Here is a 22,964-nt window from a genome sequence, read left to right as displayed (position 1 = left end):
CTATGGTTAGGCCATGATCGATGAGATCCGCCCCGCCGTCGCCGCGCCCAGCACCCTGGAGAGTGCGCCCGGCGAGCACTGTGCGGGCCGGCTCTCGGTGCTGCGGGGTCGCGTGAGGGCGACGACCGGCACGGTGCGCTACGTGGAGATCAGCCTCGACGGCGGCCTGCACTGGGACGAGGCCTCGATCACGGGCGAGAACGTGCCCGGCGACCTCGTCGAGTGGGAGCACCCCTGGACCCCGCTCGAGGCCGACACCTACCGCCTGCTCCTGCGCATCACCTCCAGCGACGGCACGGCCGAGCACACCGGCCCGATCGAGATCGTCGTCGGGACCTGAGGCCTCCGGGGGTTGAGGTGCCCGAGCCCCTGGGCGAGGGCCGCAGAACACCCGGCCGGTGGTTGAGGTGCCCGAGCCCCTGGGCGAGGGCCGCAGAACACCCGGTGAGGTGCGCGCCGTCCGGTACCGGAGGGCCTGCGGGTGCGGGCGTTTCGAGGCTCGCTCCGCTCGCACCTCAACGACCGGGCGGCTTGCAGATGACGGTGTCGGAGGGGATGTAGACGGTGTGGAACTTCTCCGTGCGCTCCAGCGTGCGTGAGCCGGTCTTGCGGAAGTAGCGGTAGACGTCGACGGAGAAGCCGTCGTAGCCGGTGTTCGGGTAGCAGTCCGCGGTGCTGAGCGTGCGGGTCTTCGGCTTGGTGATGTCGTAGCGGGCGCTGGTGCTGGTGGTGATGTCCCAGATCTTCGTGGAGTACATCGTCACCGTCACCGCGCCCTGGCTCGACGGCGTGCTGGGGCTGAAGGCGGTGTCGATGAGGATGCCGTACGGGGTGTCGTTGCGGAAGCGCAGGTCGACCGAACCCCAGGCGACGGTGGCCTCGCGGCCCACCGGGTACCGGTCGATGTAGAGCGAGTGGGGCTTGTGCTCGACGTCCTCCAGACCGGCGAAGAACATCGCGTTGAACAGCGTGGTGGCCATCTGGGAGACGCCTCCGCCGAGGTCCTCCTTGAAGATGCCGTTGCTGATGATGAAGCCGTCGGTGAAGCCGTTCTCCCGCGTGCGCTCGCCGACGGTGTCGTTGAGTGAGAAGGTCTCGCCGGGCTTCAGCACGGTGCCGTCGATGATCTGAGCGGCGCGCCCGATGTTGGTGTTGCGGTACTCGGCGTAGGGGAAGTAGGTCGTGAAGGTGGAGACCTTCTCCTTGATCCGCCAACTGCGGGCCTCGGCCGTGGTGACCTCGGGCTCGGACGCCGTGGCGCTCACCTGCGCCTCCCGCTCGCCCTCGGGCTTGGTCAGCAGCCCGGTGAAGGTGGCCGCGACGTCGTCGGGGTCGTAGTCGACGCCGGGCTTGGCGGGGACGACGCTGGGCCGTCCGCCGACCAGGGCGACGGTGGCGTCGACCGGCGCGCCGTCGCCACCGGTGGCGTCGGCGACGAGGCGGGCGATGCGGGCGGCGTCGACGTCGGGGACGAGGCGTCCGCCCTCGGCCTTCATCGCCAGGGCCGGCGCGAACTGCGAGGGCTGGAGGCGCACGGGCGTGCGACCGAAGCGGAGCACCACCGAGGACGACATGGCCGGGTTGGCGAACTCCGTCAGCGCCGCCTGCACGTCGGCGTCGTCGATGTCGGGCGAGACCGTGCCGACCTCGAGCTCGACGGGTCCGGGGTCGTTGGTGAGCAGCACCTCCTGGAGCAGCGGGAGGGCGGCGTCGGGGTCGACGGCGCGGCCCTGCTGTGCGGGCGTGGTCTCGACGCCGCGGCGGGTGAAGGTGAGAGTGGCGTCGACCGGTTGCTGCGAGCGATCGGCGGTGAGGTCGGCGATGGCGGCGCGGTAGGTGGCGTCGTCGACGGTGAACACGGGGTCGGGATGCACGGGCGCGGTGTAGTGGTCCCAGAGGTCCTGCGGCCGCCAGCTGCGGGCACGCACGGCGGCCTCCACGCTCGCCTCGAGGTCGACACCGAGGCCGAGGTCGGCGGCGGTGAGCTCGGTGGTGCGTCCGTCGGCGCGCACCGCGATCGGGCGGGCGAGCCGGTCGGCGAGCCCGGTGCGCAGCGCGTCGACGGCGGCGTCGCGCTCGAGCCCGCCGAGGTCGACATCGGCGATGCGGGTGTCGCGGGGCAGCCCGTCGCCGGCGTAGGCGTAGGCGGCCGCGTAGGCACCGCCGCCGAGCAGCGCGAGCACGAGGACGATCACGACGACGGCGGCACCGCCCGCGCGTTCGCGGCGCGGCTTCTCGACGGTCTCCTCCGAGGTGGAGCGCTTCACGACGTGGCCTCCGGGGTGGCGGTGGGCGGGATGATGACAGGGGGACGGCGCGCCGGCAGCGAGGTGAGGAACCCGCCCACGAACACCGCGACCGCCAGGGTGAGCAGCAGATAGCCGTTCAGCGTCGTCGCCACCAGGTAGTCGCCCTCGGGGCGGGCGGTCGTGCCGAGGACGACGATCGCGGCGAAGCCCACTCCGAAGGGCACGCGGGTCGTCGGCCCGCCGGGCAGCGCATACGCGGTCAGCGCGGTCGCGGCGACGGTGAGCACGAGGCCCCACAGATAGAGGTGCAGGACGACGCCGGCCAGGCCCGTGGCGGCGCCGAGGAGCAGCACCGCCAGCGCGATCGCCAGGCGCGCGAGGAGTGGGCGGGCACGCATCGTCAGGCGGGATCGGCGGGCACGCCCGCGAAGAGGTCGGTCTCGAGGCCGTCGGGGCCGAGCTCGCCCTGCGTGCCGGACACGATGCGGTAGTACTCCACACCGAGCGCCTCGCTGCCGACGTTGTTCGACAGGGCGAAGAACGGGCCGTCGGTGGTGATCTGGGTCGGGTAGGAGGCCAGCGCCTTCATCTTGGCCTCGATGTAGGCGGTGGCGTCGACGGCGGCGGCGAGGTTCTCGTCGGCCGTGACGAAGGGCGGCAGCCAGCCGTCGGGGTCCATGCCCTCGAAGGAGGTGGTGTCGCCGGCGTCCCGCAGCGCCCGCAGGCCGGCGCGCATGCGGCTCTCCGACATGGCGCCCCAGTAGATCTTGGCGATCACCCACGGCTCACCCAAGTCGCGTCGGTGCGAGGGGACGCCGGCCAGCTGGGCGGCGTACATCGCGACCCGGTGGGCCTGGATGTGGTCGGGGTGTCCGTAGCCGCCGAACGGGTCGTAGGTGACCAGCACCTGGGGCCGCACCTCCCGGATGACCTCGACGAGGTGGTCGGCGGCCTCGGTGAGGTCGGCGCGCCAGAAGGCGTTGTCGTGGATGTCGTCGGCGGGGATGGCGTGGCCGCTCTCGTGCCACTTCATGCCGGAGTCGCGGTAGCGGCCGAAACCGCCGAGCCACCGGTGGTCGGTGACCCCGAGGGCGGCCATCGCGTCGGCGATCTCGCCGCGGCGGTGCTCGCCGAGCCGGTCTTCCTGGTCGGCCGCGAGGTGGGCCAGCTCGGGGACCAGGATCTCGCCCTGCTCGCCGGCGGTGCAGGTGACGAGGGTGACGTGGCGCCCTTCGGCGACGTACTTCGCCATGGTGGCGCCCTGACCGATCGACTCGTCGTCGGGGTGGGCGTGGACCAGCAGCAGGCGGTAGGGAGCGGCGGGCATGGCGCCAGCCTAGTCGGCGCCGCCGACAGGCCCCGGCGGTCGGCCCGCGTCGGGGCGCTTGATGCGCTTCGGTGCCGCGGGCAGGGGCAGCGGGGCGGCTGGGGCCGGGGGCCGCGTCTGCGGGGAGTCCTCGTCGAGCCAGCCGTCGTAGGCGTCGACCAGCAGCTCGACGGCCACCGCGGGGGCGTCGGTGATCACCGCCCAGGGATGGTCCTCCTCGTCGTCCTCCCCTGCGAGCCGTTCCCGTTCGAGGACGGCGTCATAGCCGTCGTTCCGCAGGCGCGCGAGCACGGCGCGGGCGTCGTCCTCGTCGAAGAGGACGGCGCGACGCAGGGTCGCGCCGAGCGTGGCCAGGAGGTGGGCGATCTCGGGCAGGAACACCCGGTCGGCGTCGATCCAGTCGACGTCGTCGAGGTCGTCGCCCCCGAGCCAGGTCACGGCATCGTGCTCGGTGGGAACCGGCTCGCCGTCCACCAGCCGCACCGTGGCGACGCGGAGCACCAGGTCGTCGGCGATCGTCGCCGTGGACGCCAGCCAGCCGGTGACCTCGGCCTCGACGCCGAGCTCCTCGGCGAGCTCCCGCTCCAGGGCCGCGGCCGGGGTCTCCCCCGGCTCGACCTTGCCACCGGGGAACTCCCACCGACCCGCATGCCGGGACGGCGACGTGCGCCGCGCGGCGAGCACACGACCCGCGCGCACGATCGCGGCGCCGACGACGAGGCGGGGTGCGGCGTCCATGGGGCGAGGGTAGCGAGGGGTAGTCGGTGGTCGAGGTGCGAGCGCCAGCGAGGAGCCGCGAGATCCGGCGAGGTGGACGCCGTGCGGTACCGGTAGGCGGGCGGGTGCGGGGGTCTCGCGGCTCACTTCGTTCGCACCTCGACCACCGGATTAGGGGTAGTGGGTGGTCGAGGTGCGACGAGCGCGAGCGAGGAGCCGCGAGATCCGGCGAGGTGGACGCCGTGCGGTACCGGTGCGCTTGCGGGTGCGGTCGTTTCGAGGCTCACTTCGTTCGCACCTCAACGACCGGGGGCGACCGAGGCGACCCGAACGGCTAGCGGGGCAGGAGGGCGAGCTGGCGGCCCTGGGCGACGAGGCGGTCGCGCTCGTCCCAGACCTCGCAGTCCTCCTCGAACATGCCGCCGGCGATGTTGCGGGTGCGGTGCACCAGGCGCAGCCAGCCGGACGCGGGACGGGCCCGCACGTGGGCGGTCAGCTGCACCGTGGGCGCCCAGCCGGGGATGCCGAGGTCGAAGGTGACCGGGGGCAGAGCGTCGACGGCGAGGAGCAGGGAGATCGGGTCGGGCTCGCGGCCCTCCTTGAGCCGGAACCACGCCGCGAGCGCGCCCTGCCGCGAGGGCGCCCCGACGAAGCAGCCGGCGAACTCGGCGGGGTAGAGCATCTCGAAGCGGTCGATGAGCGGCACGCTCGCCCGGAACTCCGCAGGCGCGAACTCGCTGCCGATGCACTCCTCGCGGGGCGGCAGCACCAGCGGCTCGGCGGTGGTGCGCACGTCGTCGGCGTCGCGGGCGAGGTCGCCGTAGGTGGCGAGCGCGGTGAGCCGGGTGACGCCGTCCTGCACGAGGTCGCAGGTGACGACGGCGGTGCGGCCGCCGTCGCGGACCACGCGGACGACGAGCTCGCCCGGGCCGTCGACGGCGGCCGCGAGATAGCTCGCACTGACCGCCAACGGATCGGGCTTGCCGGACGCCGCGAGCTCGGCGCTCATCGCTGCGCCCGCGAGGGCCAGCTGATAGCCGCCGTTCAGGCCGCCCCCGACGTGCCAGCCGCCGTCGAGCACGGCGAGGTAGCGGCCCTCGCCGAGAGCCTCGAGCGCGGTATGGCGGTCGAACTCGGGGAGCTCAACCACCGCAGGAGAACGCGAGGTCGAAGGTGACCTTGCCGGCCGGGCCGGAGACGGTGGTGCCGCTGAGGCTGGCGGCGGTGCCGTCGACGTTGGCGCTCAGACCGTTCGGGTCGTCGGCGCTCACCGACTGCTTGCCGTCGGCCTGCCACAGCAGCGAACTGGGCTTGGCCTCGCCGTCGCCGACGTAGATGTTGAGGAGCCCGGCGTCGACCGAGAGCGTGTAGATCGCCTTGATGCCGCTGTCGCCGGCCTGGATGACGACCACGCCGCTGTCCTTCACCTTGGCCTTGGCGTCGCCGCTGATCGTGCCCTTCACCTCACACGGGTAGGTGGTGTTGCCGTCGGCGTCGGTGGCGACCGCCTTGCCCGGCCCAGGTGCGGGGGCGACGGACTGCTGCGGCTCATCGTCACCGGAGCAGCCGGCGAGCAGGAGGGTCGGCGCCAGCAGGGCGGCCGCGAACAGGGTGGGGATCGATCGCGTCGTCACGCCCGCAGTCAAGCACGACCGGCGGAGCGGGCGCGAAATGAGTGCTGGGGCCTCCTCGACGAGTCGAGAAGGCCCCAGCAGCACGGCCGGTGACGCAGGCCCTAGGGTGGACGCAAGCGGTCCGGACCATTCTCAAGCAGCGGCAACAGAGAATGGCCCGGACCGCGCCTGTGTCTCCGGCACACGTCGGTGCGGAGGTGGGTCACGCCTCAGCGGCGCTCCCCGGGAGGTTCCCCGGAGCATCACGCGGACGCTCCGGGGAGACCCCGTGGATCAGAACGTCACTTGACGGTCTTCTTGTTGGAGGTGCCGGCCTTGGTGTCGCTGGTCGCGGAGACCACGGCGACGTACTTGGTCGACTTCTTGCCGTTGGTGTCCGGCACGGTCACCTTGGTGGTGCCCGAGTTGTTCACCGTGGCGGTGGCGACGACGCCGCCCCGCTTGCCGTTCTTCTTCACCTTGTAGATGGTGATGTCGGCGCCAGCGGCCTTGGCGGTGGTGGTGACGGTGAGCTTGTCGTCACGTCCGCCGTTGTCGTCGCCGGTCAGGGTGACCTTGATCGCGGTCGGAGCCGAGGCGCCGGTGATCACGATCGAGTCGGTCAGCGTCTTGCGACCCGTGTTGTCGGCGAAGACCGCGCTGACGTTGGCCGTACCCGCCGAGGTGCCGATGAAGCTGTAGTACGCCTCACCCTTGGCGTTGGTGCTCACGGACAGGTTCGGGTCACCGTCGGTGACGTTGCCCGGACCCTGGCGGAGGAACGAGACCCCAACGCCCTGGATCGGCTGGCCCTTGGAGTCGACGACCTTGGCAGTGACCGTGACGGCCTGGCCCTTCGGGGCGGTACCGCTGGCGCTGTCGACGAGCGACAGGGTCGCGGTGTTGATGTCGTAGGCGTAGAAGCTGACTGCCTGCGAGTCGGTGAGGGTCTCACCGGCCGGCGGGTTCGAGATCACGATGGCGCCGGTGGCGTCGTACTTCGTGGTCTTGGTGTTCCACGAGACCGCGAGGGTGCCAGAACCCAGCTGGTTGGAGTTCACGACAACATCATCGTCGACCGTCACGTTCGTGTTGACCGGAGTGCTGAAGCCAGCGAGCGACCCGGAACCGGTGACCGTGACGGACGCGCCGGGGACCTTGTTGCCGTACTGGTCGGTGACGAAGACGTCGAAGGCGACGTTCTGACCCGTACGAGCGTCGGGCAGGACGGTCGACTGCTGGAAGGCCGCCGGGGCCAGGTCGATCGCCGCGGTGCCGCCGTTGAGCGGGCTGGCGGAGGTCCAGGTGTCGGTGTCGCTGGCCGAGACCGAGCCGGCGGTGGCCGTGATCTTGGCGTCCACGAGGCCGTCGTCGTCGAAGCCGGCGTCCTTGGCGATCGTCGTGGTGACGGTGGCCTGACCGCTGCCGTCGGTCTTGACGGTGATCGAGCTGCCGAGGTTCTTCAGGTTGTACGCGTCGTCGCCGGCGGCCGGGGTGGCGGCCGGGGTCAGCGTGTTCGGGGTGAAGAAGCCGTGGTCGAGCGTCAGGGTGACGTCGGTGTTGGCCAGAGGCGCATTCTGCACGCCGGCGGTGGTGAGGTCGCTGTCGTAGGACAGGGTCACGCCGTAGGTCTTGGTGAGACCCGCGGTGGTGGTCGACGCCGGGTTGGAGATCGTGATCGCCGCGGGCGTGAGACCCGGGGTGAAGTCGACGGTCTCGACCGCGTCGGGCGAACCGGCGATGACCGTCGAGTCGGCGGCGAGCGTGCCGGACTCGGCGGTGGTCGGCGTGGCGCCGTCCTTGATCTCGACCTTGAAGGAGCCGTCGGTGCCGGTGGTGTACGACCGCGAGTTCCCGGTGGTGCCGTCGGCCTGGACGATGTTCGAGTTGCCGCCACCGTTGTTGTAGCCGGTGGTGACGGTGCGACCCGGCAGAGCGGTGCCGTCGGTGAGGGCGAGGGTGCCGGTGACGGAGACGGTGCTGCCGACCGCGCCCTGGACCCGGTCCGCCGGAGCGAACTTCAGCGCCGCCTGGCCGGCCTTGACCGTCAGGACCTTCGACGAGGCGACCGCGCCGTTACCGAGGCCGTCGGCGCTCAGCGAGGCGTAGAGCTCGTAGGTGCCGTTGACATCGGTCTGGCCCGACGGGAAGTCGATGACGGCCTTGCCGGTGCCGTCGGTGAGCACGGTGGTGACCGCGGTACCGGCGGGGAACCGCTGGGTGGCGGGCGAGCCGTCGAACGGGGTCTCGACCCAGTAGTAGGAGACGGTGCGACCGGCCGCGGCGAGGTTGTTGCCGTTCTGGTCCTTGACCTGGACGGAGATGTCACCAGCGGTGTACTCGTCGAGGTCGAAGGCCGCACCGTCGGTCGAGGTGCCCGGGATGGACGACGAGCTCGGCGAGTAGGTGGCGATCGCGATCGTGTCGGACTGCTTGTCGCCCAGGGCCGCCTGGTAGCCGGCCACGTCGGTGGCGTCGGCGAAGTAGGAGGCCGAGGAGCCGGCGGGCAGGGTGAAGGTGGCCTGGCCCTTGGCGTTCGTCAGGGCGGTGCCGCCGTTGAGCGAGTTGCCCACGCGGGCGCCGGCGATCGGGTTGCCGTTCTGGTCCTTGACCGTGACGGTGATGTTGGCGCTCTGACCCGAGGGCAGGTTGGTCTTGTCAGCCGCGGCGGTGACCGTGGTGATGACCTGCTTGTAGAGCGTGTAGCCCTCGGTGTCGGCGCCCGTGTTCGCACCCAGGTCGGCCTGCAGCAAGAGCTGGTCGGTCGTGCCGTAGCTGTAGCCGTTGATGTTGACGACGCCGGCGAAGGTGCCGGTGGTGGCCGGCGCGGTCACGGCCGCGGTGGCGGTGTCGGTGCCCACGAAGGTGGTGCCGTTGTACCACTTGAGGTTGACGGTGCCGGCAGCCGAGGTGGTGCCCGCGACGATGACGTTCTGCGGGTCGTTGGCCGTGCCGTCGGCCGCGTAGTCGGGCGACTGGAACACACCGGCGGCGGAGCCGGCGGTGAGGTTCGCGGTGTTCGCGGTGTTGTTGACCACGACGCCGGTGACGGCGGTCGAGTTGACCGAGCCGGCCACGGCGCGGAGCTGGACGGTGCCGCCGGCGACGGCGGCGGGGTTCCACTCGTACGCGAAGGCGCCGTCGTCGGCGGTCGCGGTGCCGATGGTGGTCCAGTTGGTGCCGTCGAGGCTGTACTGGAACGACACGGCGGTGACGTCGCTCGCGGCGACGGCCGTGAGGCGGACCGTGGAGTCGGTGCCGTCGGCCTTGGCCGAGATGGTGGAACCGTTGGCGATCGGGCCGACGAGCTTGACCTGGCCGGCGGCGATGCCGTTGCTCAGGGCGACCGCGTTGGCCGAGGAGGCGAGGAGCGGAAGACCCGCCACCGCCAGGGCAGCGATGGCCGACGACGCCAGCCCTCGCTTGATGCCGCTGCTGTTCATGAAGAAATTCCCTTCCGGAGTGAATTCGCCGCGGAATCGCGGCGACAACCCGGTCCCCCCAAGGGGAGCCGTTGCCCGAGACGCTCATGACGGCACCTCTGAGGCAAGCAGGACCCTAGGGAAGTAAAGGAGCCACAGGAAAGAATTATGTGAGAGCAGTCTTAAGTTGCACATAACCTGGGACCCGGAGCGTCGTTGCGCAGGACCGGCCCGGAGGCGGAACGATCGGCGCAGCGACGATCGCCCGACCGGAGAGGAGAGTGCGGATCCCGTGGCGAGAGCTGGGTCACAGTCGAGGGATGGGACTCCTGCGACTCCTGGGACGACGGGACCGGTCGTCGCAGCGCGTCGCCGCGGTCGCCCCCAGCAGCTCCCCCACGACCGGACGCCGTTCACCGCACCGCACTACGACCCCTCCGCCCGGGTCTCCTGGCTGCTCGCCACCACCCGTCTGCACCACCCCGACCAGGCGGCCGCAGGTCGTACGACCTTCGTGGCCGGCCTGAACGAACGGGGCATCGCGGCCGATCTGAGCCGCGTCAGCCGCTGGGAGTCGGGCACCCAGCCGGTGCCCGGACGCGTCGTCCTGGCCTACGAGTCGATCCTCGGCCTGCCCTCCGGCTCGCTGCTGGCCACCGCCCGCGCCGTCCAGCGGGCCGGCGGGGGCCGCTCGGCCCGCCCCGACGCAGGCGTCTACACCGACGACGCCGCCCGCGGCGCCGCCGAACTGGAGAACCTCCTCGAACTCGCCACCTCCGCCCGGCCGCGCATGAACGGCGGCGACTGGCTGCGGCTGGCGGTCGAGCTCTCCCGCTTCGAGTACGTCTTCCTCCCCCGCACCGGGTGGCGCGTGCTGTGCTCGCGCCTCATCGGGGAGCTCGCCCGCACGTCGGGCGCCGATCAGCTGCGCCGCTACGAGGCGTGCGTCGTGCTGGTGCAGCACCCCCAGGGCCAGGGCCACATGGTGCGCGCGCTCGGCGAATGGCTGCTGCACCCCGACGTGCAGGTCGCCGCCCCCATGCTGAGCCTCCTGCAGGAGATCGACGCCGAGGCCGCCAGCCAGCTGGTCCTACGACTCCTCGGCGTCGAGGTGCGTCCGGTGCGCGACGGCGCGCTGTCGGTGGCGGCCGCGAAGCTCGCCCGCTCGCACTTCGACCCCACCACCGTCGTCCAGCTGGAGGCCCACGGACGCCGGCGCATCCTCGGCGCCCCGAACCCCGCCCTCCTCGTCAACGCCCTCGACCTCGTGGCCCAGCTGCCGCCGCACGCCTACGACGCGCTCGTCGCCGAGGTGCGCGACCCGCTGCTGCGCAGCAGGGTCGAGCAGGCCCGTCAGTACGCCGAGCTGATGCCCACCGAGGTCGGGCGGTCGCTGGCCCGCTCGATCGCGACCCAGACCCAGGACGCCACCAGCCGGGTCGGCAGCGACTCCGACCGGATGCTCGAGCACCTCATCCACGAACTGCTCTCCCACGTGCACGAACCGCGCCGGGCCGCCGCCGGCCGGCTCATCGCGGCCAGCCCCTACCACGCGGTCGTCGCCGATCGCCTGCTCGAGCTCACCGCTGACGACAACGACCTCGTGGCCACCCGCGCCTGGGACGCCCTGCTCACCCTCGGCTCCCCCGGCCGGCGCGACGTCGCGGCCCGGGCCATCGCCGAGACCCGACCGCATGTGCGCGTGGGGGCGCTCGCCGCCCTGCGCGGCTGCCCCGCGGCGCTGGACGACGCCCACGGCGCCGCCGTCGCCGACATCGCCCGCACGACCTCGGCCCCCGACATCCGCTCCCACGCCCTCACCACCCTCGGCCTGCGCAGCCCGACGACGCTCGAGGCGCTGATCGACGCGACCCCCGAGATCACCCGCGCCGTGTACTGGTGGCAGGGTGTCGGCAGCGCCCACATCGACGACGACACCGCGCCGGCGTCCTAGCGGCGCGGGCCGACGGAGGAAGGAACCGGCCGTGACCGAACGGCGTCCGCACTGGGTCTACGACCACGGCGACGAACCCGACCCGCGGTTCAGCCTCGCGAACGAGCGCACGTTCCTGGCCTGGATCCGCACCTCCCTGGCGATCATCGCCGGCGCCGTGGCACTGCACTCCCTCGGCCTGCCCGGCTCGAGCGCGGTGCGCGACGTGCTGATCGTGGTGCTGGTCGGGCTCGGTGCGACGACGACCGCGGTGGCCTACCTGCGGTGGGCGCGGGTCGAGCGCGCGATGCGACTGCGCGAACCGCTGCCGGCTTTCGGGCTCGGCCTGCTGATGACCGGCTCGATCGTGGTCGTGGCCGTCGTGCTCGCCGTCGTGCTGCTGGTCGACTGAGCCCGTTGCCGCGCTGCCGTCACTTCGGCGGGGCGGTGCACTTCGGGTAGCCGCTGCCCTCGGCGTCGTCGTCGAGGATCGTCGCGCGGACGACGTCGCGCCCGGTGATGAGGTCGGCGTTGACCGGGTCGATCAGCTGGACGTCGAAGGTGCGGTCGCCCTGGGCGATCTTGTCGGGGTTGATCTCGACGGTGAGGGTGTTGGTGCTCGGGTCGTCGTCCCAGAGAGCGGAGAAGTCGTACTTCCGCACCACGGACGCCGGCGCGCTGCCCGGCACCATGCGGGCGTCGCGCACGTACCCGATCTCCGGGTCGCCGAGGTCGACCTTGAACCGGAAGGTCGGGTGCTGCCAGGTCTTGTTGCACTCCTGCACGGCCACCGCGGTGTCCTTGAAGCCGATGGTGCCGACGGCCGCCTGCGTGTAGCCGTCGGCCTGCGCCAGGTCGTAGGTGGCGGCGGCCGGCACGTGGTCGGACTCGGTGATGTCGCGCTCGATGTGCACCGAGGCCGGTGCCGCGGTGGTCCAGATCTGGTCGATGAGCGCGTCGGCGTGGGTGCCCTTCTTGGCCTCGAGGTAGGGGCTGCCCTTCCAGATCGAGGTCATGCCGAGCGCGGTGAACCGCCGGTAGGGCAGGCGCTTGTCGCGCACCTTGTCGTCGGCCTTGTAGCCGATGTTGAAGTCGCCGCCGATGTAGACCGTCGGGCTGACCGCCCGCTCGGCCTTCACCACCTCCGCCGCCGCCTTCACCTGGTCGACGTAGAGCGCGAACGTGCGCGGACGACCCGGCGTCGGCTTGCCGGCCTGCACCGCACCGTGCACGAAGTGCACGTTGATGTAGGAGAAGACCTGGCCGCTGGCCCGCTCACGGAGCCGGACGACGGTGGCCCAGTTGTCGGTCTCGTCGGCGGCGCCGAGCTCTCCGCCCAGGTCACGGGCTTGGGTGAGCAGGTAGCCGCGGGAGGAGACGACGTCGAAGAGGTCGCGGCGCCAGATCACGGGGTTCTGCTGCGTGGCCGGCGGCCGGTAGTAGCCCCAGTCGTGGTCGGCCTTCAGATAGGCGTTCTTCTCGTTGCGGCCCAGCTCCTGGAACCCGATCAGGTCGGCCCGCGGCTTCATGGCGTCGACGGCCTTCTTGAAGTCGGCCACCGACACCCCGGAGCGGATGTTGTAGGTGCCCAACCGCAGGCTGCTCGGACCCACCGTCGTCGCCCGGGACGACGACGGCGCGGCCGGGACGGCGTCCGCGCTCAGAGCGCCGACGGGCGCCAGCAGCGGGACGACGAGCGCCGCTCCGGTGAGGAGCAGGCGGAGGGCGGGGCGCGGGCCGGGACGCGTCATCGCACCAGGGTAGGCGCGATGACGCGTCCGCGGAGTTCATCCGATCGGTCGGATCGCATACGTCGCGATGGCCGGGTAGTGGTCGGAGATCGTGATGTCGTCGGCGATCTGGACCCGCTCCGGCGCGGTCGGCGACCACACCTGGTCGATGAGCGCGTCGGCGTCCTTCATGGTGCCGCGACGCTGCTTGGCCGCGGCGCTGTCCTCCCACATCGAGCGCAGGCCGAGCGGGGTGAGCCGCTGCAGCGGGAGCGCACCGAGGCCGGTGCGGAGGTCCTGGTTGTAGCCGGCGTTGAAGTCGCCCATGACGTAGACCTGGCCGAACGGGTTGAGCAGTTTCTCGGCCAGGTAGATCAGCACCAGGTTGGCGGTCTGCCGCTTGTAGAGGCTGAACAGGTCGAGCCGATCGGGGTTCGGCTCGCCGCCGCGCACCGCGGCGGACTGCAGGTGCACGTTGATGAAGGTGACCAGCCGCCCCGTGGGCCGGTGGCGCAGCCGGACGACGGTGGCCCAGCAGTCGGTGCGCTGCCAGGGGTTCTTCACGATGCCGTTGCGACGCGCGAGCAGGGCGCCGCGGGCGCTGACGAAGCTGAAGACGTCCGGGTTCCAGATCACCGGCTCCTGCTGGTAGTACTCCGGGTTGTAGGAGTCCCAGCCGGAGTCCTCGTCGAGCCACCAGTGCTTGGCGGTCATGCCGATCTCCTGCAGGCCGATGACGTCGGCCCGCGGCTGGAGCGCGGTGACGCCCGCGGCGAACTGCTCGACGGTGCGATCGGAGCGGATGTTGTAGGTCGCGACCCGCAGCTCGGAGTCGCCACGGGACGCCCCACGTGCCGCCTGGGCGGGCGCAGGCGCCATGAGGATCAGGGGGATCATCGCGAGCAGGGGGGCGATGAGGGAGCACAGTCCTGTGCGGAAGTTCAGGGTCATCCGTGACCACCTCCGCTGATCCGTATCGGCAGCGGAGGGGGCGGGTTGAGGCAGTTCTGAGCAGTTGTGTGGGTCGGTTGTTACCGATCTGTGGATCGGTAGGCGTCACCGACGCGGCTTAGCCGTGGATCAGGTGGGTGACGCGGCGCGGACCGGCCGCGGCCTCCTCCTCGAGAGCAGTGGTGAGCAGGGTGACCAGGGCCTCGAGCTGGATGTCCGCGGAGACCGCGATCTCCTCATCCGAACCGTCGAGCGCCCGGGCGGCCAGACCGGCCTTGGAGTCGATCAGCTCGGCGATGCGGGTGTCGATCGTCTGCGCGGCGATGACGCGCCAGGCCGTGACCGGCTCCTCCTGGCCGATGCGGTGGATGCGGTCGATCGCCTGGGTCTGCTCGGCGTCGGTCCAGGGCAGCTCGGCGAGCACCAGGTTGGAGGCCACCTGCAGGTTGAGGCCGACGCCGGCCGCCATGAGCGAGCAGACGATGACCTGCACCTCGGGGTCGGTGGTGAAGTCGTCGATGGCCTTCTGCCGCGCCTTCGGCGTCTGGTCGCCGCGGATCGAGGCGTAACGCAGGCCGCGTCGCTCGAAGGTCTCCTCGGCGACGTCCATGACGTCGATGTGCTTGGCGAAGAAGACGACCTTGCCGACGTTGCGAGCCAGCTGGGCTGCGTAGTCGGCCGCAAGGCCCGCCTTGGCCTGGCCGATGCGCCGCACCATCGTGAAGACGTTCTCGCCGTCCTTGCGGTCGGCTGCGTCGGCGAGCTCCCAGCCGGCGACCCGGCGCACGAGCTCGTGGTCGATGCCCTCGGTGACGACGCCGGAGGTGCGGGTCTCCAGGGCGGTGTAGTAGCGGTTGACCAGGCGACGGGCGAGCTCGCGCTCGGCCTCGCGGATCGAGCGGCCGATGCCCTCGTCGAGCTCGACCGGCAGGTCGGCGATGCGGCGGGCGGGGAGGTCGGCGGCGACGTCGAGTTTGCGGCGGCGCACGATGCCCATCTCGATGACGCAGTTGCGGGCCGCGCCGTAGAACGCCGGCTCGGCCGGGGTGAGGTTGGTGGCCTCCAGCTTGTCCATCAGCTGGCCCAGCGGCCGGATCTCGTCGATCCAGCCGAGGAACTGCCAGATGGCGCGGAAGTCCTCGATGTCGTTGATGAGCGGGGTGCCGGTCAGCGCCATCAGCAGCGGCCGCGGCGTGCGGGCCCGGATGCGCTCGGAGAGCTGGAGCACGTGCTGGCTGCGCTGGGAGGTCTTGTTCTTGATGAAGTGGGCCTCGTCGACGACCATGCCGCGGAAGCCGAACTCGCCCAGCCAGCCCACGTGGCGGTCGAGCACCTCGTAGTTGACGACGACGATGTCGGCGAAGCCGTCGACCGACTGGCCGTCGCCGTGGATGACGGTGACCGGCTTCTGCGGCGTCCACCGCTGCGCCTCGCGCGCCCAGTTGGTCTTCACGACGTTCGGGACGACGACCAGCAGCGGGTAGGCGTCGGCGGCCTGGGCGGCCAGCAGGGCCTGCGCGGTCTTGCCGAGACCCGGCTCGTCGGCGAGCAGGAAGGTGCGGTGGCCGGACGCCGCCGCCCCGATCATCTGCGCCTGGTGCGGCATGAGCTCGAGGCCCGCCGGGAGCCGCCCGGTGAGGTGGAGCGACTCGGCGGCCGGCAGCGGCATGCACGCCGGAGCGCCGCCGCCGACGTACTCGAAGGAGCGGAACAGCGGGCCCAGCAGCTCCCAGCCGGCCAGGCGCTTGGCCTGGCCCGACCCCGGGACGATGCCGGAGAAGTCGGGCACGAGGAACGGGTTGGCCAGGCGTCGGGCGATGACCGACGGCGGGACGACGCGGCGCTCGACGGCGACCTCGCCGCCCTCGGCGTCCGTCTCGGCCTCGGGGACCTCGAGGATCGGCTCGAGACCGGCGGCCTTGAGCATCTCCGAGCGCAGCGCCTTCGCGCCCTCGGAGAGCTGGGTCTCCTCGGCGAGGAGGGCGAGCAGGGTGGCCTCGCGGGCGGCGGTCTTGGCCAGGATCGTGGCGATGCCGTCGAGGCGCTTCATCTGCTCGGCGCGCTGGGCCTCGGTGAGCTCGGTGTCGGTCTTGGTGCGACCGCGCTCCTCACGCACCAGCAGCGCGATGACCTGGAAGGTCATCCGCGCTCGGGAGTCGACCCGGCCCCGCTGGACGGCGATCTCGACCTCGCGGACGGCGCGGGCGAGGACCGGGATCAGGCCCTCGTTGTCGAGCTCGCGCCCGCGACGCTTGCGCGCGCCGTTGCGCTGACCACCCGCTTGGCGCTGACCGCCTCGAGCCACTGCTCCTCCTGACCACCGACGCACCCGCGCCGGGCTCGGCACCGCGTCGGGTCCGGCGCGGTACGACGACGCACGCCGGGAATCCGGGTGCGACGACGGCGTCACTGCGGTGACGCCGGGCGGCCGCAACGTCGGGCGACGCAGGCGGCCGAGCGGCCGCGGACCGCGACGGCTGGGGGATCGTGCGTCGGCGGGCGTGCAGCCGCGACCACTGTAGCGCGGCGGGGGCGGTGGGGCGGGAATCCTGGGGACGGGGGCGTGCAGGTTTCCCCGGTCAGCCGGCGAAACCTGATGTTGTCGGGCGAAGTTTCGCCCCACAACATCAGGTTTCGCCCCCCAGGTCCGGCCCGGGTGGGCGCGGACCCGGAGCGGCCGGGGTCAGGCGGTCTGCTCGGTCGGCATGATGACGACCCGCTCGAGGTTGACGTGGCGCGGCAGGGAGACGACGAAGCCGATGGTGGCGGCGACGTCCTCGGGCTGGAGCAGCTCCATCGACTGGGCGGCGCCCTCGAGCCACTCCTGGGCGCCGGGGTCGGTGACGTGGCTCTGCAGCTCGGTCGAGACCACGCCCGGGGCGATCGCGCTGACCCGCACGCGCTTCGGGCCGAGCTCCATGCGCAGGTGCTTCGACAGGTGCGTCACGAACGCCTTGGTGCCGCTGTAGACCGCGAAGTTGCCGAAGAGGTTCTCCCCGGCGATCGAGGAGATGTTGACGAGGTCGGCCGGGCCGCCCGCCGTCCCGGCGGCGACGAGGTCGTCGAGGAACACGTCGATGGTCGTCATCAGGGCCGAGATGTTGAGGTCGATCTGGCGCTGCCACTGGTCGGTGAGGTGCTGCTCGATCGGCGCCGGGAGCATGACCCCGGCGTTGTTCACCACGATCGCAGGGCGACCGAGCTCGGCGACGATCGTCTCGCGCGCGGCCCGCATGGCGGCGGCGTCGGTGACGTCGGCGGGGACGGCGAGCGCGCGGCCGCCGTCCTTCTCGATGCGGGCGGCGAGCTCCTCGAGGCGCTCGGCGCGGCGGGCCAGGAGCGCGACGGCGGCACCGCGGGCCGCGAGCTCGCGGGCGGTCTCGGCGCCGATGCCGCTCGAGGCACCAGTGACGACGGCGACGCGGCCCTCGAGGTCGCGGGCGGGGGTCGCGGACGCGGTGGGCTGGGTGGTCATGGATCTACCTCCGAGGTGCGTGGCCGGGCGCGCGGCGCGGTTCATGGCCGGGCCCGGGGGCGGGACGGCGACCGGTCGATCGCCGTCCTCTCCACCCTGCGCCGTCCGACGGCCGCCGAGTGGCCCGCAGCGGGCCCACCTGGTCCGGGGTACGGCGTGCCTGGGAACGCCGTACCCCCTCTCGGGGTGCGGCGCGGGGCGGGCGACGGGGCACCATGGGAGGCATGGGCACTCCGGCGACCGCGCACACCGAACTCGGCGAGTTCCTGCGCGCCTGCCGCGCCGCGGTCTCCCCGGCCGAGGTCGGCCTCCCCACCACGCCGGGACGCCGTGTGGCCGGCCTGCGTCGCGAGGAGGTCGCGCTGCTGGCCGGCGTGAGCGCCGACTACTACACGCGCCTGGAGCAGGGCCGCCACCACACGCCGTCCGACTCGGTGGTCGAGGCGCTGGCGAACGCGCTGCGGCTCGACCCGGCGGCGCGGGCGCACCTCGCCGATCTGGCCAGGCCCCGTCCCACCGGACGCCGCGGCACCCCCGAGGTGCAGCGGGTCCGCGCGTCGGTGCACCGGATGCTCGACTCCTTCGTCGACCACCCGGCTTTCGTGCTGGGACGCCGCACCGACGTGCTGGCGGCCAACCGGCTCGCGAAGGCGCTCATCGCCGACTTCGACGCGATGCCGGTGCGCGAGCGCAACAAGACCCGGTGGATGATCCTCGACCCACGGGCGCGCGAGATCTACCCCGATTGGGAGCAGGTGGCGGCCGAGGTCGTCGGCACCCTGCGCCTGGATGCCGGGCGGCACCCCGACGACCCGCGGTTGGGGGAGCTCGTGGGCGAGCTGGCGGTCAAGAGCGAGGAGTTCCGGCGCTGGTGGGCCGACCACCGCGTCGTCGAACGCACCCACGGCACCAAGCGGATGGAGTCGGTGGTCGGGCCGATCACGATCGCCTACGAGGCGATGACGCTGCCCGGCGACCCCGATCAGACGCTCTTCGTCTACACCACCGAGCCGGGCAGCACCTCGGAGCAGAATCTGCGGCTGCTCGCCTCGTGGACGGCGTCCGCGGTGGGTGCGGGGCGGGCCGGGGAGGCGTCAGGTTTCCCCGGTCAGCCGGGGAAACCTGATGTTGTGGGGGGAAACTTCGCCCCACAACATCAGGTTTCGCCCGACATGTGACACGCGTCAGGCCGACGCGGTCAGGCCGACGACCAGATCAGAGCGTCGCGGTGTCGATGACGAACCGGTAGCGGACGTCGGAGGCGAGCACCCGCTCGTAGGCCTCGTTGATCTGGTCGGCGCTGATCACCTCGACGTCGGAGGCGATGCCGTGCTCGGCGCAGAAGTCGAGCATCTCCTGGGTCTCGCGGATGCCGCCGATGCCGGAGCCGGCGAGACGACGGCGGTTGCCGAAGAGGTTGAAGACGCCGACGGAGATCGGCTCCGGCGGGGCGCCGACGTTGACCATGGTGCCGTTGAGGCGCAGCGTGCGCAGCAGGGCGTTGAAGTCGAGGTCGGCGCTGCTGACGGTGTTGACGATCAGGTCGAAGGTGTTGACCAGCGCCGGGAACGTGTCGGGGTCGGAGGTCGCGTAGTAGTGGTCGGCACCCAGGCGCAGACCGTCCTCCTGCTTCTTCAGCGACTGGGAGAGCACGGTGACCTCGGCGCCCAGCGCGTGAGCGATCTTGACGGCCATGTGGCCCAGGCCGCCGAGGCCGACGACCGCGACCTTCGAGCCGGGGCCGACCTCCCAGTGGCGCAGCGGGGAGTAGGTGGTGATGCCGGCGCACAGCAGCGGGGCGGCGGCCTCGTAGGGGATCGACTCGGGCACGCGCAGCACGAAGTCCTGGTCGACGACGATCGCCTCGGAGTAGCCGCCCTGGGTGATGGTGCCGTCGACGTCCTTCGCGGCGTAGGTGCCGATGTTGCCCTCGAGGCAGTACTGCTCCTCGCCGGCGAGACAGTTCTCGCACTCGCGGCAGGAGTTGACCATGCAGCCGACGCCGACGCGCTGGCCGACCTCGAACTTCGTGACGTCGGCGCCGACGGCGGTGACCTCGCCGACGATCTCGTGGCCGACGGTCAGCGGGTAGGGCACCTTGCCCCACTCGCCGCGCACGGTGTGGATGTCGGAGTGGCAGATGCCGGCGTAGCGGATGGCGATCGCGACATCGGTGGGCCCGACCTCACGGCGCTCGATCGTGGTGGGGATCAGCGGCTCGGTGGCGGACGGCGCGGCGTAAGCCTTGACGGTGACCATGTCTCTCCTCATGGATCGGATGGGCGGTGCCGGACGGGTGTGATGTCCGGTCGGATGTCCGAAGGGTCGTAACCGCCCGCGGGCGGCGGGCTGTTCCCTCCGCGGCCGCACCGTTGGGGTGGGATGGACGCCTGGTGAGGCTCAGGTCACATCCTGGCTATCGTGGCGGCGTGCGTGAACCCTGGTCCGATCTCCTCGAGTGCTGGCGTTCCGGGCGGACGGCGGCGCTGGCCACCGTCACCTCGATCCGCGGCTCGGCGCCGCGCGAGGTCGGCTCGGCGATGCTGGTGCGCGACGACGGCACCGTGGTGGGCTCGGTCTCGGGTGGCTGCGTCGAGGGCGCGGTCTACGAGACGGCACTCGAGGTCATCTCCTCGGGCCGGCCGGCCCGCGAGCAGTACGGCATCGCCGACGAGGCCGGCATCGCGGTGGGTCTGACCTGCGGCGGCGAGATCGAGATCTTCGTCGAGGCGGTCTCGCCGTCCACCTTCCCCGATCTCGACCGCCTCGCCGAGCTCGTCGCGCTCGAGCGGCCGGTCGCGATCGCCACGGTGGTCGAGCACCCGGACGATGAGGTCGTCGGACGGCGCCTGCTCATCGAACCGGACGCCGCGCCGTCCGGGAGCCTCGGATCGCCACGTCGCGACGCCGCGGTGCACGACGACGCCGAGGGCGTGCTGGCCACCGGCCGGTCCGCGACGCTGACCTACGGCGTCGACGGCGAGCGCCGCGGCCTGGGCATGCGGGTGCTGGTGCAGGTGTTCGCGCCGCCCCCGCGCCTGCTGATCTTCGGTGCGGTCGACCACGCCGCTGCGCTGGCCCAGGTCGGTGCGTTCCTCGGCTACGACGTCACCGTGTGCGACGCCCGGCAGGTGTTCGCCACGCCCGAACGCTTCCCGGCCGCGGCCCGGGTGGTCGTCGACTGGCCGCACCGCTACCTCGCGGCCGAGCACGAGGCCGGCCGCATCGATGCGCGGACGGCGCTCGCGGTGCTCACCCACGACCCGAAGTTCGACGTCCCGCTGCTCACCGTCGCGCTGCGGCTGCCCGCGATCGGGTTCATCGGGGCCATGGGCTCGCGGCGCACCCACGACGACCGGCTGGAGCGGCTGCGGGAGGCGGGTGTCACCGACGAGGAGCTGACCCGGCTCTCCAGTCCGGTCGGACTCGACCTCGGCGGGCGCACCCCCCAGGAGACCGCGGTGAGCATCGCCGCCGAACTGGTCGCCGCCCAGTGGGGCGGCTCGGGCCGGCCCCTGCGGGTGCTGGACACCCCGGTGCACGGCCCGAACCTCCCCCTGGATCTCAGCGTCGGACGGTCTTCCTGACCTTGGTGGTGTTGCCGGCCACGTCCTTCGCGATCGCGATGTAGACGACCCGGTCACGATGGGTGCGGACCTTCAGGCGGCACGAGGCCACACCCGACGTCTTGTCCCTGGCCACACACCGCGGCTTCCCGGCAGCACCAGCAGCCAGGCCCTTGATCCGGACCTTCGGCTTGACCAGGTCGACCTTCACCACCTCGGTCGTGACCGTGGCCCGGCCACCGTCATCGGCCAACACCGTGCCCGTGACCGTGCGGCCCTTGGTCGACCGGCCGATCACCACCGGGGCGGGACACGCCCCCACCAGCGCACCCGAACCAGCGGTACACACGAAGCTGACCGTCACCGGCGAGCGATACCAACCACTGGCCGAGATCGCCCGCGCACTCGTCACGGTCGCGGTGATCACCGGATCGGTGCGCACAACCTCACCCGAGGACGTCGCATAGTCACCGACACCGGCCGCGAAATCACCATCACCCAGATACCGCGCCACCACCAGATGCTCACCAGCCGGGACCACCGCATCCAGCACCGCGACCCCATCAGAGTTCAGTGCGGCCGTGCCGAGCAGGACGCCGTCCACCAGGAACTGCACCTGACCACTCGGCGTCCCCACCACAGAACCCAACGACGCATCGGTCGACCGCACCAACGCCCGGATCTGGGTACCGGTCACCGACACCGACGTGACCGTCGGCGCCCGCTCCACGTTCACCGTGGCGAGGGTGCGCGCCTCCTCGAAGTCAGCAGTCCCGCCCTGGAACGCCGCGACCACACACGACCCCGCGTGCACGAACCGCACCACCGCTCCATCGATCACACACGCCGCGTTCGTGGTCGACGGATCCACGCTGAACACCACCGACTGACCCGAACCGCCACCCGTCGCCGTCAGGTCAGCCGAACCACCCAACGACGCCGTCGCCGGCAACGAGAACACCAGACTCTGCGGATTCCGAGCCACCGCAACCGCCTGCACCACCTGCGAGGCCGCCTCATAGTCAGCCGTACCGGCCTGATCAGCAGCCACCACACACGTCCCCGCATGCACGAACGAGACCGTCGCACCGCTGATCGTGCACGCAGCATTCGTGGTCCCCGACGCCACCGAGAACACCACCGGAGCACCACCCGCACCACCGACCGCCGCCAACGCCACCTGCGCCCCGATCGGCGCCGACCCCGGCAGACTGAACCCCGAGATCGTCTGCGAGGCCTTGCCCACCACGATCGTCCGCTTCACCTGCGAAGCAGCGGTGTAGTCGGTGTTCCCGGCCTGATCGGCCGTCACCACACACGACCCCGCATGCACGAACGAGACCGTCGAACCAGACGGCCCACTACCGAGCGTGCACGCACCGTTCGTCGTCTCCCCCGACACCGCGAACGTCACCGGGTTCCCCGAGGCACCACCGGTCGCCGACAGATCCACCGACGCACCACCCACGACCGCCGCACCTGCCGGAGCGAACCCGGTGATCACCTGCGCCGCCTTGCCGACCGTGATCGACCCCGTACCTGTCACGCCCGCGATGAAGTCAGCTGTCTCCGGCTGGCTCAACGATACGATGCAGATTCCCGCGTGATCGAAGGTCACCTTCAAACCGTCGACCGAACACACACCCGGACGGTCACTGGTCGCCGACACCGGCGCCGGCGAATCCGACCGCGGCACCAACACCAACGACTCCCCCACCGTCGCAGCCCCCGGAGCCGTCACAGCCAGACCAGCAGCAGCCTTGGCGACCGTCACCACCTGGGTCGCGGTCGCCGCCGGCTCGTAGTCGTCCGTGCCGGCCTGGTCAGCGGTCACCACACACGTCCCCGCATGCCGGAACTCCACCCGACCCGCCACGATCACACACGCGTCGTTCGTCGTCCCAGCAGCGACAGCGAACGTCACCGGCTGACCCGACGCGCCACCCGTAGCCCCCAGATTCCGCGAACCACCCACCGAGTT

General features: G+C 71.6%; 18 protein-coding genes. 5 read left to right on the top strand and 13 right to left on the bottom strand.

Going from position 1 to position 22,964, the window contains the following annotated elements:
* The first annotated feature begins 13 nt into the window (after positions 1-13).
* Positions 14-340, top strand: a complete 327-nt coding sequence (locus ABD671_RS22080) for a molybdopterin-binding protein (RefSeq protein ID WP_344735686.1) — start codon at positions 14-16, stop codon at positions 338-340.
* 175 nt (positions 341-515) lie between these two features.
* On the opposite strand, the gene ABD671_RS22075 is transcribed toward ABD671_RS22080, so the two are convergent.
* The 7 genes from ABD671_RS22075 to ABD671_RS22045 all read right to left on the bottom strand — a co-directional run bounded on the left by ABD671_RS22075 (position 516) and on the right by ABD671_RS22045 (position 9,349).
* Positions 516-2,267, bottom strand: a complete 1,752-nt coding sequence (locus tag ABD671_RS22075; protein WP_344735685.1) for a VanW family protein — start codon at positions 2,265-2,267, stop codon at positions 516-518.
* Positions 2,264-2,647 (bottom strand): DUF6113 family protein, encoded by a 384-nt coding sequence (locus ABD671_RS22070; protein WP_344735684.1) that lies wholly within the window; start codon positions 2,645-2,647, stop codon positions 2,264-2,266. Before ABD671_RS22070 ends, ABD671_RS22075 begins: the two co-directional genes overlap by 4 nt.
* A gap of 2 nt (positions 2,648-2,649) precedes the next feature.
* Complete coding sequence (gene mshB / locus ABD671_RS22065; protein ID WP_344735683.1) at positions 2,650-3,576, bottom strand: N-acetyl-1-D-myo-inositol-2-amino-2-deoxy-alpha-D-glucopyranoside deacetylase; 927 nt, start codon at positions 3,574-3,576, stop codon at positions 2,650-2,652.
* 9 nt (positions 3,577-3,585) lie between these two features.
* Positions 3,586-4,314 carry a (deoxy)nucleoside triphosphate pyrophosphohydrolase gene (locus ABD671_RS22060; protein ID WP_344735682.1) on the bottom strand — a complete coding sequence of 243 codons (729 nt, stop codon included), beginning with the start codon at positions 4,312-4,314 and terminating at the stop codon, positions 3,586-3,588.
* Between the two features lie 313 nt (positions 4,315-4,627).
* On the bottom strand, positions 4,628-5,443 hold the full coding sequence (locus tag ABD671_RS22055; protein WP_344735681.1) for a thioesterase family protein: 816 nt from the start codon (positions 5,441-5,443) through the stop codon (positions 4,628-4,630).
* Entirely contained in the window at positions 5,436-5,927 is a 492-nt protein-coding gene (locus tag ABD671_RS22050) for a hypothetical protein (RefSeq protein WP_344735680.1), read from the bottom strand. Before ABD671_RS22050 ends, ABD671_RS22055 begins: the two co-directional genes overlap by 8 nt.
* 281 nt (positions 5,928-6,208) lie before the next feature.
* Entirely contained in the window at positions 6,209-9,349 is a 3,141-nt protein-coding gene (locus tag ABD671_RS22045; RefSeq protein WP_344735679.1) for a beta strand repeat-containing protein, read from the bottom strand.
* A 493-nt stretch (positions 9,350-9,842) separates the two neighbouring features.
* On the opposite strand from ABD671_RS22045, the gene ABD671_RS22040 reads away from it, so the two are divergent.
* On the top strand, positions 9,843-11,282 hold the full coding sequence (locus tag ABD671_RS22040) for a hypothetical protein (protein ID WP_344735678.1): 1,440 nt from the start codon (positions 9,843-9,845) through the stop codon (positions 11,280-11,282).
* 31 nt (positions 11,283-11,313) lie between these two features.
* The gene (locus tag ABD671_RS22035; protein WP_344735677.1) at positions 11,314-11,673 is read left to right on the top strand and encodes a YidH family protein; all 360 of its coding nucleotides are present in this window, start codon (positions 11,314-11,316) and stop codon (positions 11,671-11,673) included.
* Positions 11,674-11,692: 19 nt separating this feature from the next.
* Here the strand turns inward: ABD671_RS22035 and ABD671_RS22030 are convergent, their stop codons facing one another.
* From ABD671_RS22030 to ABD671_RS22015, 4 genes are all read right to left on the bottom strand, one after another.
* On the bottom strand, positions 11,693-13,012 hold the full coding sequence (locus tag ABD671_RS22030; RefSeq protein WP_344735676.1) for an endonuclease/exonuclease/phosphatase family protein: 1,320 nt from the start codon (positions 13,010-13,012) through the stop codon (positions 11,693-11,695).
* A 36-nt stretch (positions 13,013-13,048) separates the two neighbouring features.
* Entirely contained in the window at positions 13,049-13,942 is an 894-nt protein-coding gene (locus ABD671_RS22025; RefSeq protein WP_344735675.1) for an endonuclease/exonuclease/phosphatase family protein, read from the bottom strand.
* Positions 13,943-14,060: 118 nt separating this feature from the next.
* A complete protein-coding gene (locus ABD671_RS22020; RefSeq protein WP_344735674.1) occupies positions 14,061-16,247 on the bottom strand; it encodes a DEAD/DEAH box helicase in 2,187 nt (728 codons plus the stop codon).
* 378 nt (positions 16,248-16,625) lie between these two features.
* Complete coding sequence (locus tag ABD671_RS22015) at positions 16,626-17,417, bottom strand: SDR family oxidoreductase (protein WP_344735673.1); 792 nt, start codon at positions 17,415-17,417, stop codon at positions 16,626-16,628.
* Between the two features lie 224 nt (positions 17,418-17,641).
* Here ABD671_RS22015 and ABD671_RS22010 point away from each other — a divergent pair, with 224 nt between their 5' ends.
* Positions 17,642-18,595: a helix-turn-helix transcriptional regulator gene (locus tag ABD671_RS22010; RefSeq protein WP_344735672.1), complete on the top strand. Its 954-nt coding sequence runs from the start codon at positions 17,642-17,644 to the stop codon at positions 18,593-18,595.
* 37 nt (positions 18,596-18,632) lie between these two features.
* Here ABD671_RS22010 and ABD671_RS22005 read toward each other — a convergent pair whose 3' ends face one another.
* Positions 18,633-19,676 (bottom strand): NAD(P)-dependent alcohol dehydrogenase, encoded by a 1,044-nt coding sequence (locus tag ABD671_RS22005; RefSeq protein WP_344735671.1) that lies wholly within the window; start codon positions 19,674-19,676, stop codon positions 18,633-18,635.
* A 170-nt stretch (positions 19,677-19,846) separates the two neighbouring features.
* On the opposite strand from ABD671_RS22005, the gene ABD671_RS22000 reads away from it, so the two are divergent.
* Positions 19,847-21,004 carry an XdhC family protein gene (locus ABD671_RS22000; RefSeq protein ID WP_344735670.1) on the top strand — a complete coding sequence of 386 codons (1,158 nt, stop codon included), beginning with the start codon at positions 19,847-19,849 and terminating at the stop codon, positions 21,002-21,004.
* Here ABD671_RS22000 and ABD671_RS21995 read toward each other — a convergent pair.
* The coding region (locus ABD671_RS21995; protein ID WP_344735669.1) for an Ig-like domain repeat protein at positions 20,982-22,964 on the bottom strand (1,983 nt) is incomplete at its 5' end. The two genes, ABD671_RS22000 and ABD671_RS21995, sit on opposite strands and share 23 nt — an antisense overlap.

The organism is Nocardioides fonticola, assembly GCF_039536805.1.
Classification (GTDB): Bacteria; Actinomycetota; Actinomycetes; order Propionibacteriales; family Nocardioidaceae; genus Nocardioides; species Nocardioides fonticola.
This window is presented reverse-complemented; position numbering and strand designations above follow the sequence as displayed.

Excerpts from the sequence above, each read along its gene's own strand:
- ABD671_RS22080 (WP_344735686.1), top strand. The coding sequence starts at position 14 with ATGATCGATGAGATCCGCCCCGCCGTCGCCGCGCCCAGCACCCTGGAG.
- ABD671_RS22070 (WP_344735684.1), bottom strand. The coding sequence starts at position 2,647 with ATGCGTGCCCGCCCACTCCTCGCGCGCCTGGCGATCGCGCTGGCGGTG.
- mshB (WP_344735683.1), bottom strand. The coding sequence starts at position 3,576 with ATGCCCGCCGCTCCCTACCGCCTGCTGCTGGTCCACGCCCACCCCGAC.
- ABD671_RS22060 (WP_344735682.1), bottom strand. The coding sequence starts at position 4,314 with ATGGACGCCGCACCCCGCCTCGTCGTCGGCGCCGCGATCGTGCGCGCG.
- ABD671_RS22045 (WP_344735679.1), bottom strand. The coding sequence starts at position 9,349 with ATGAACAGCAGCGGCATCAAGCGAGGGCTGGCGTCGTCGGCCATCGCT.
- ABD671_RS22030 (WP_344735676.1), bottom strand. The coding sequence starts at position 13,012 with ATGACGCGTCCCGGCCCGCGCCCCGCCCTCCGCCTGCTCCTCACCGGA.
- ABD671_RS22025 (WP_344735675.1), bottom strand. The coding sequence starts at position 13,942 with ATGACCCTGAACTTCCGCACAGGACTGTGCTCCCTCATCGCCCCCCTG.
- ABD671_RS22015 (WP_344735673.1), bottom strand. The coding sequence starts at position 17,417 with ATGACCACCCAGCCCACCGCGTCCGCGACCCCCGCCCGCGACCTCGAG.
- ABD671_RS22010 (WP_344735672.1), top strand. The coding sequence starts at position 17,642 with ATGGGCACTCCGGCGACCGCGCACACCGAACTCGGCGAGTTCCTGCGC.
- ABD671_RS22005 (WP_344735671.1), bottom strand. The coding sequence starts at position 19,676 with ATGGTCACCGTCAAGGCTTACGCCGCGCCGTCCGCCACCGAGCCGCTG.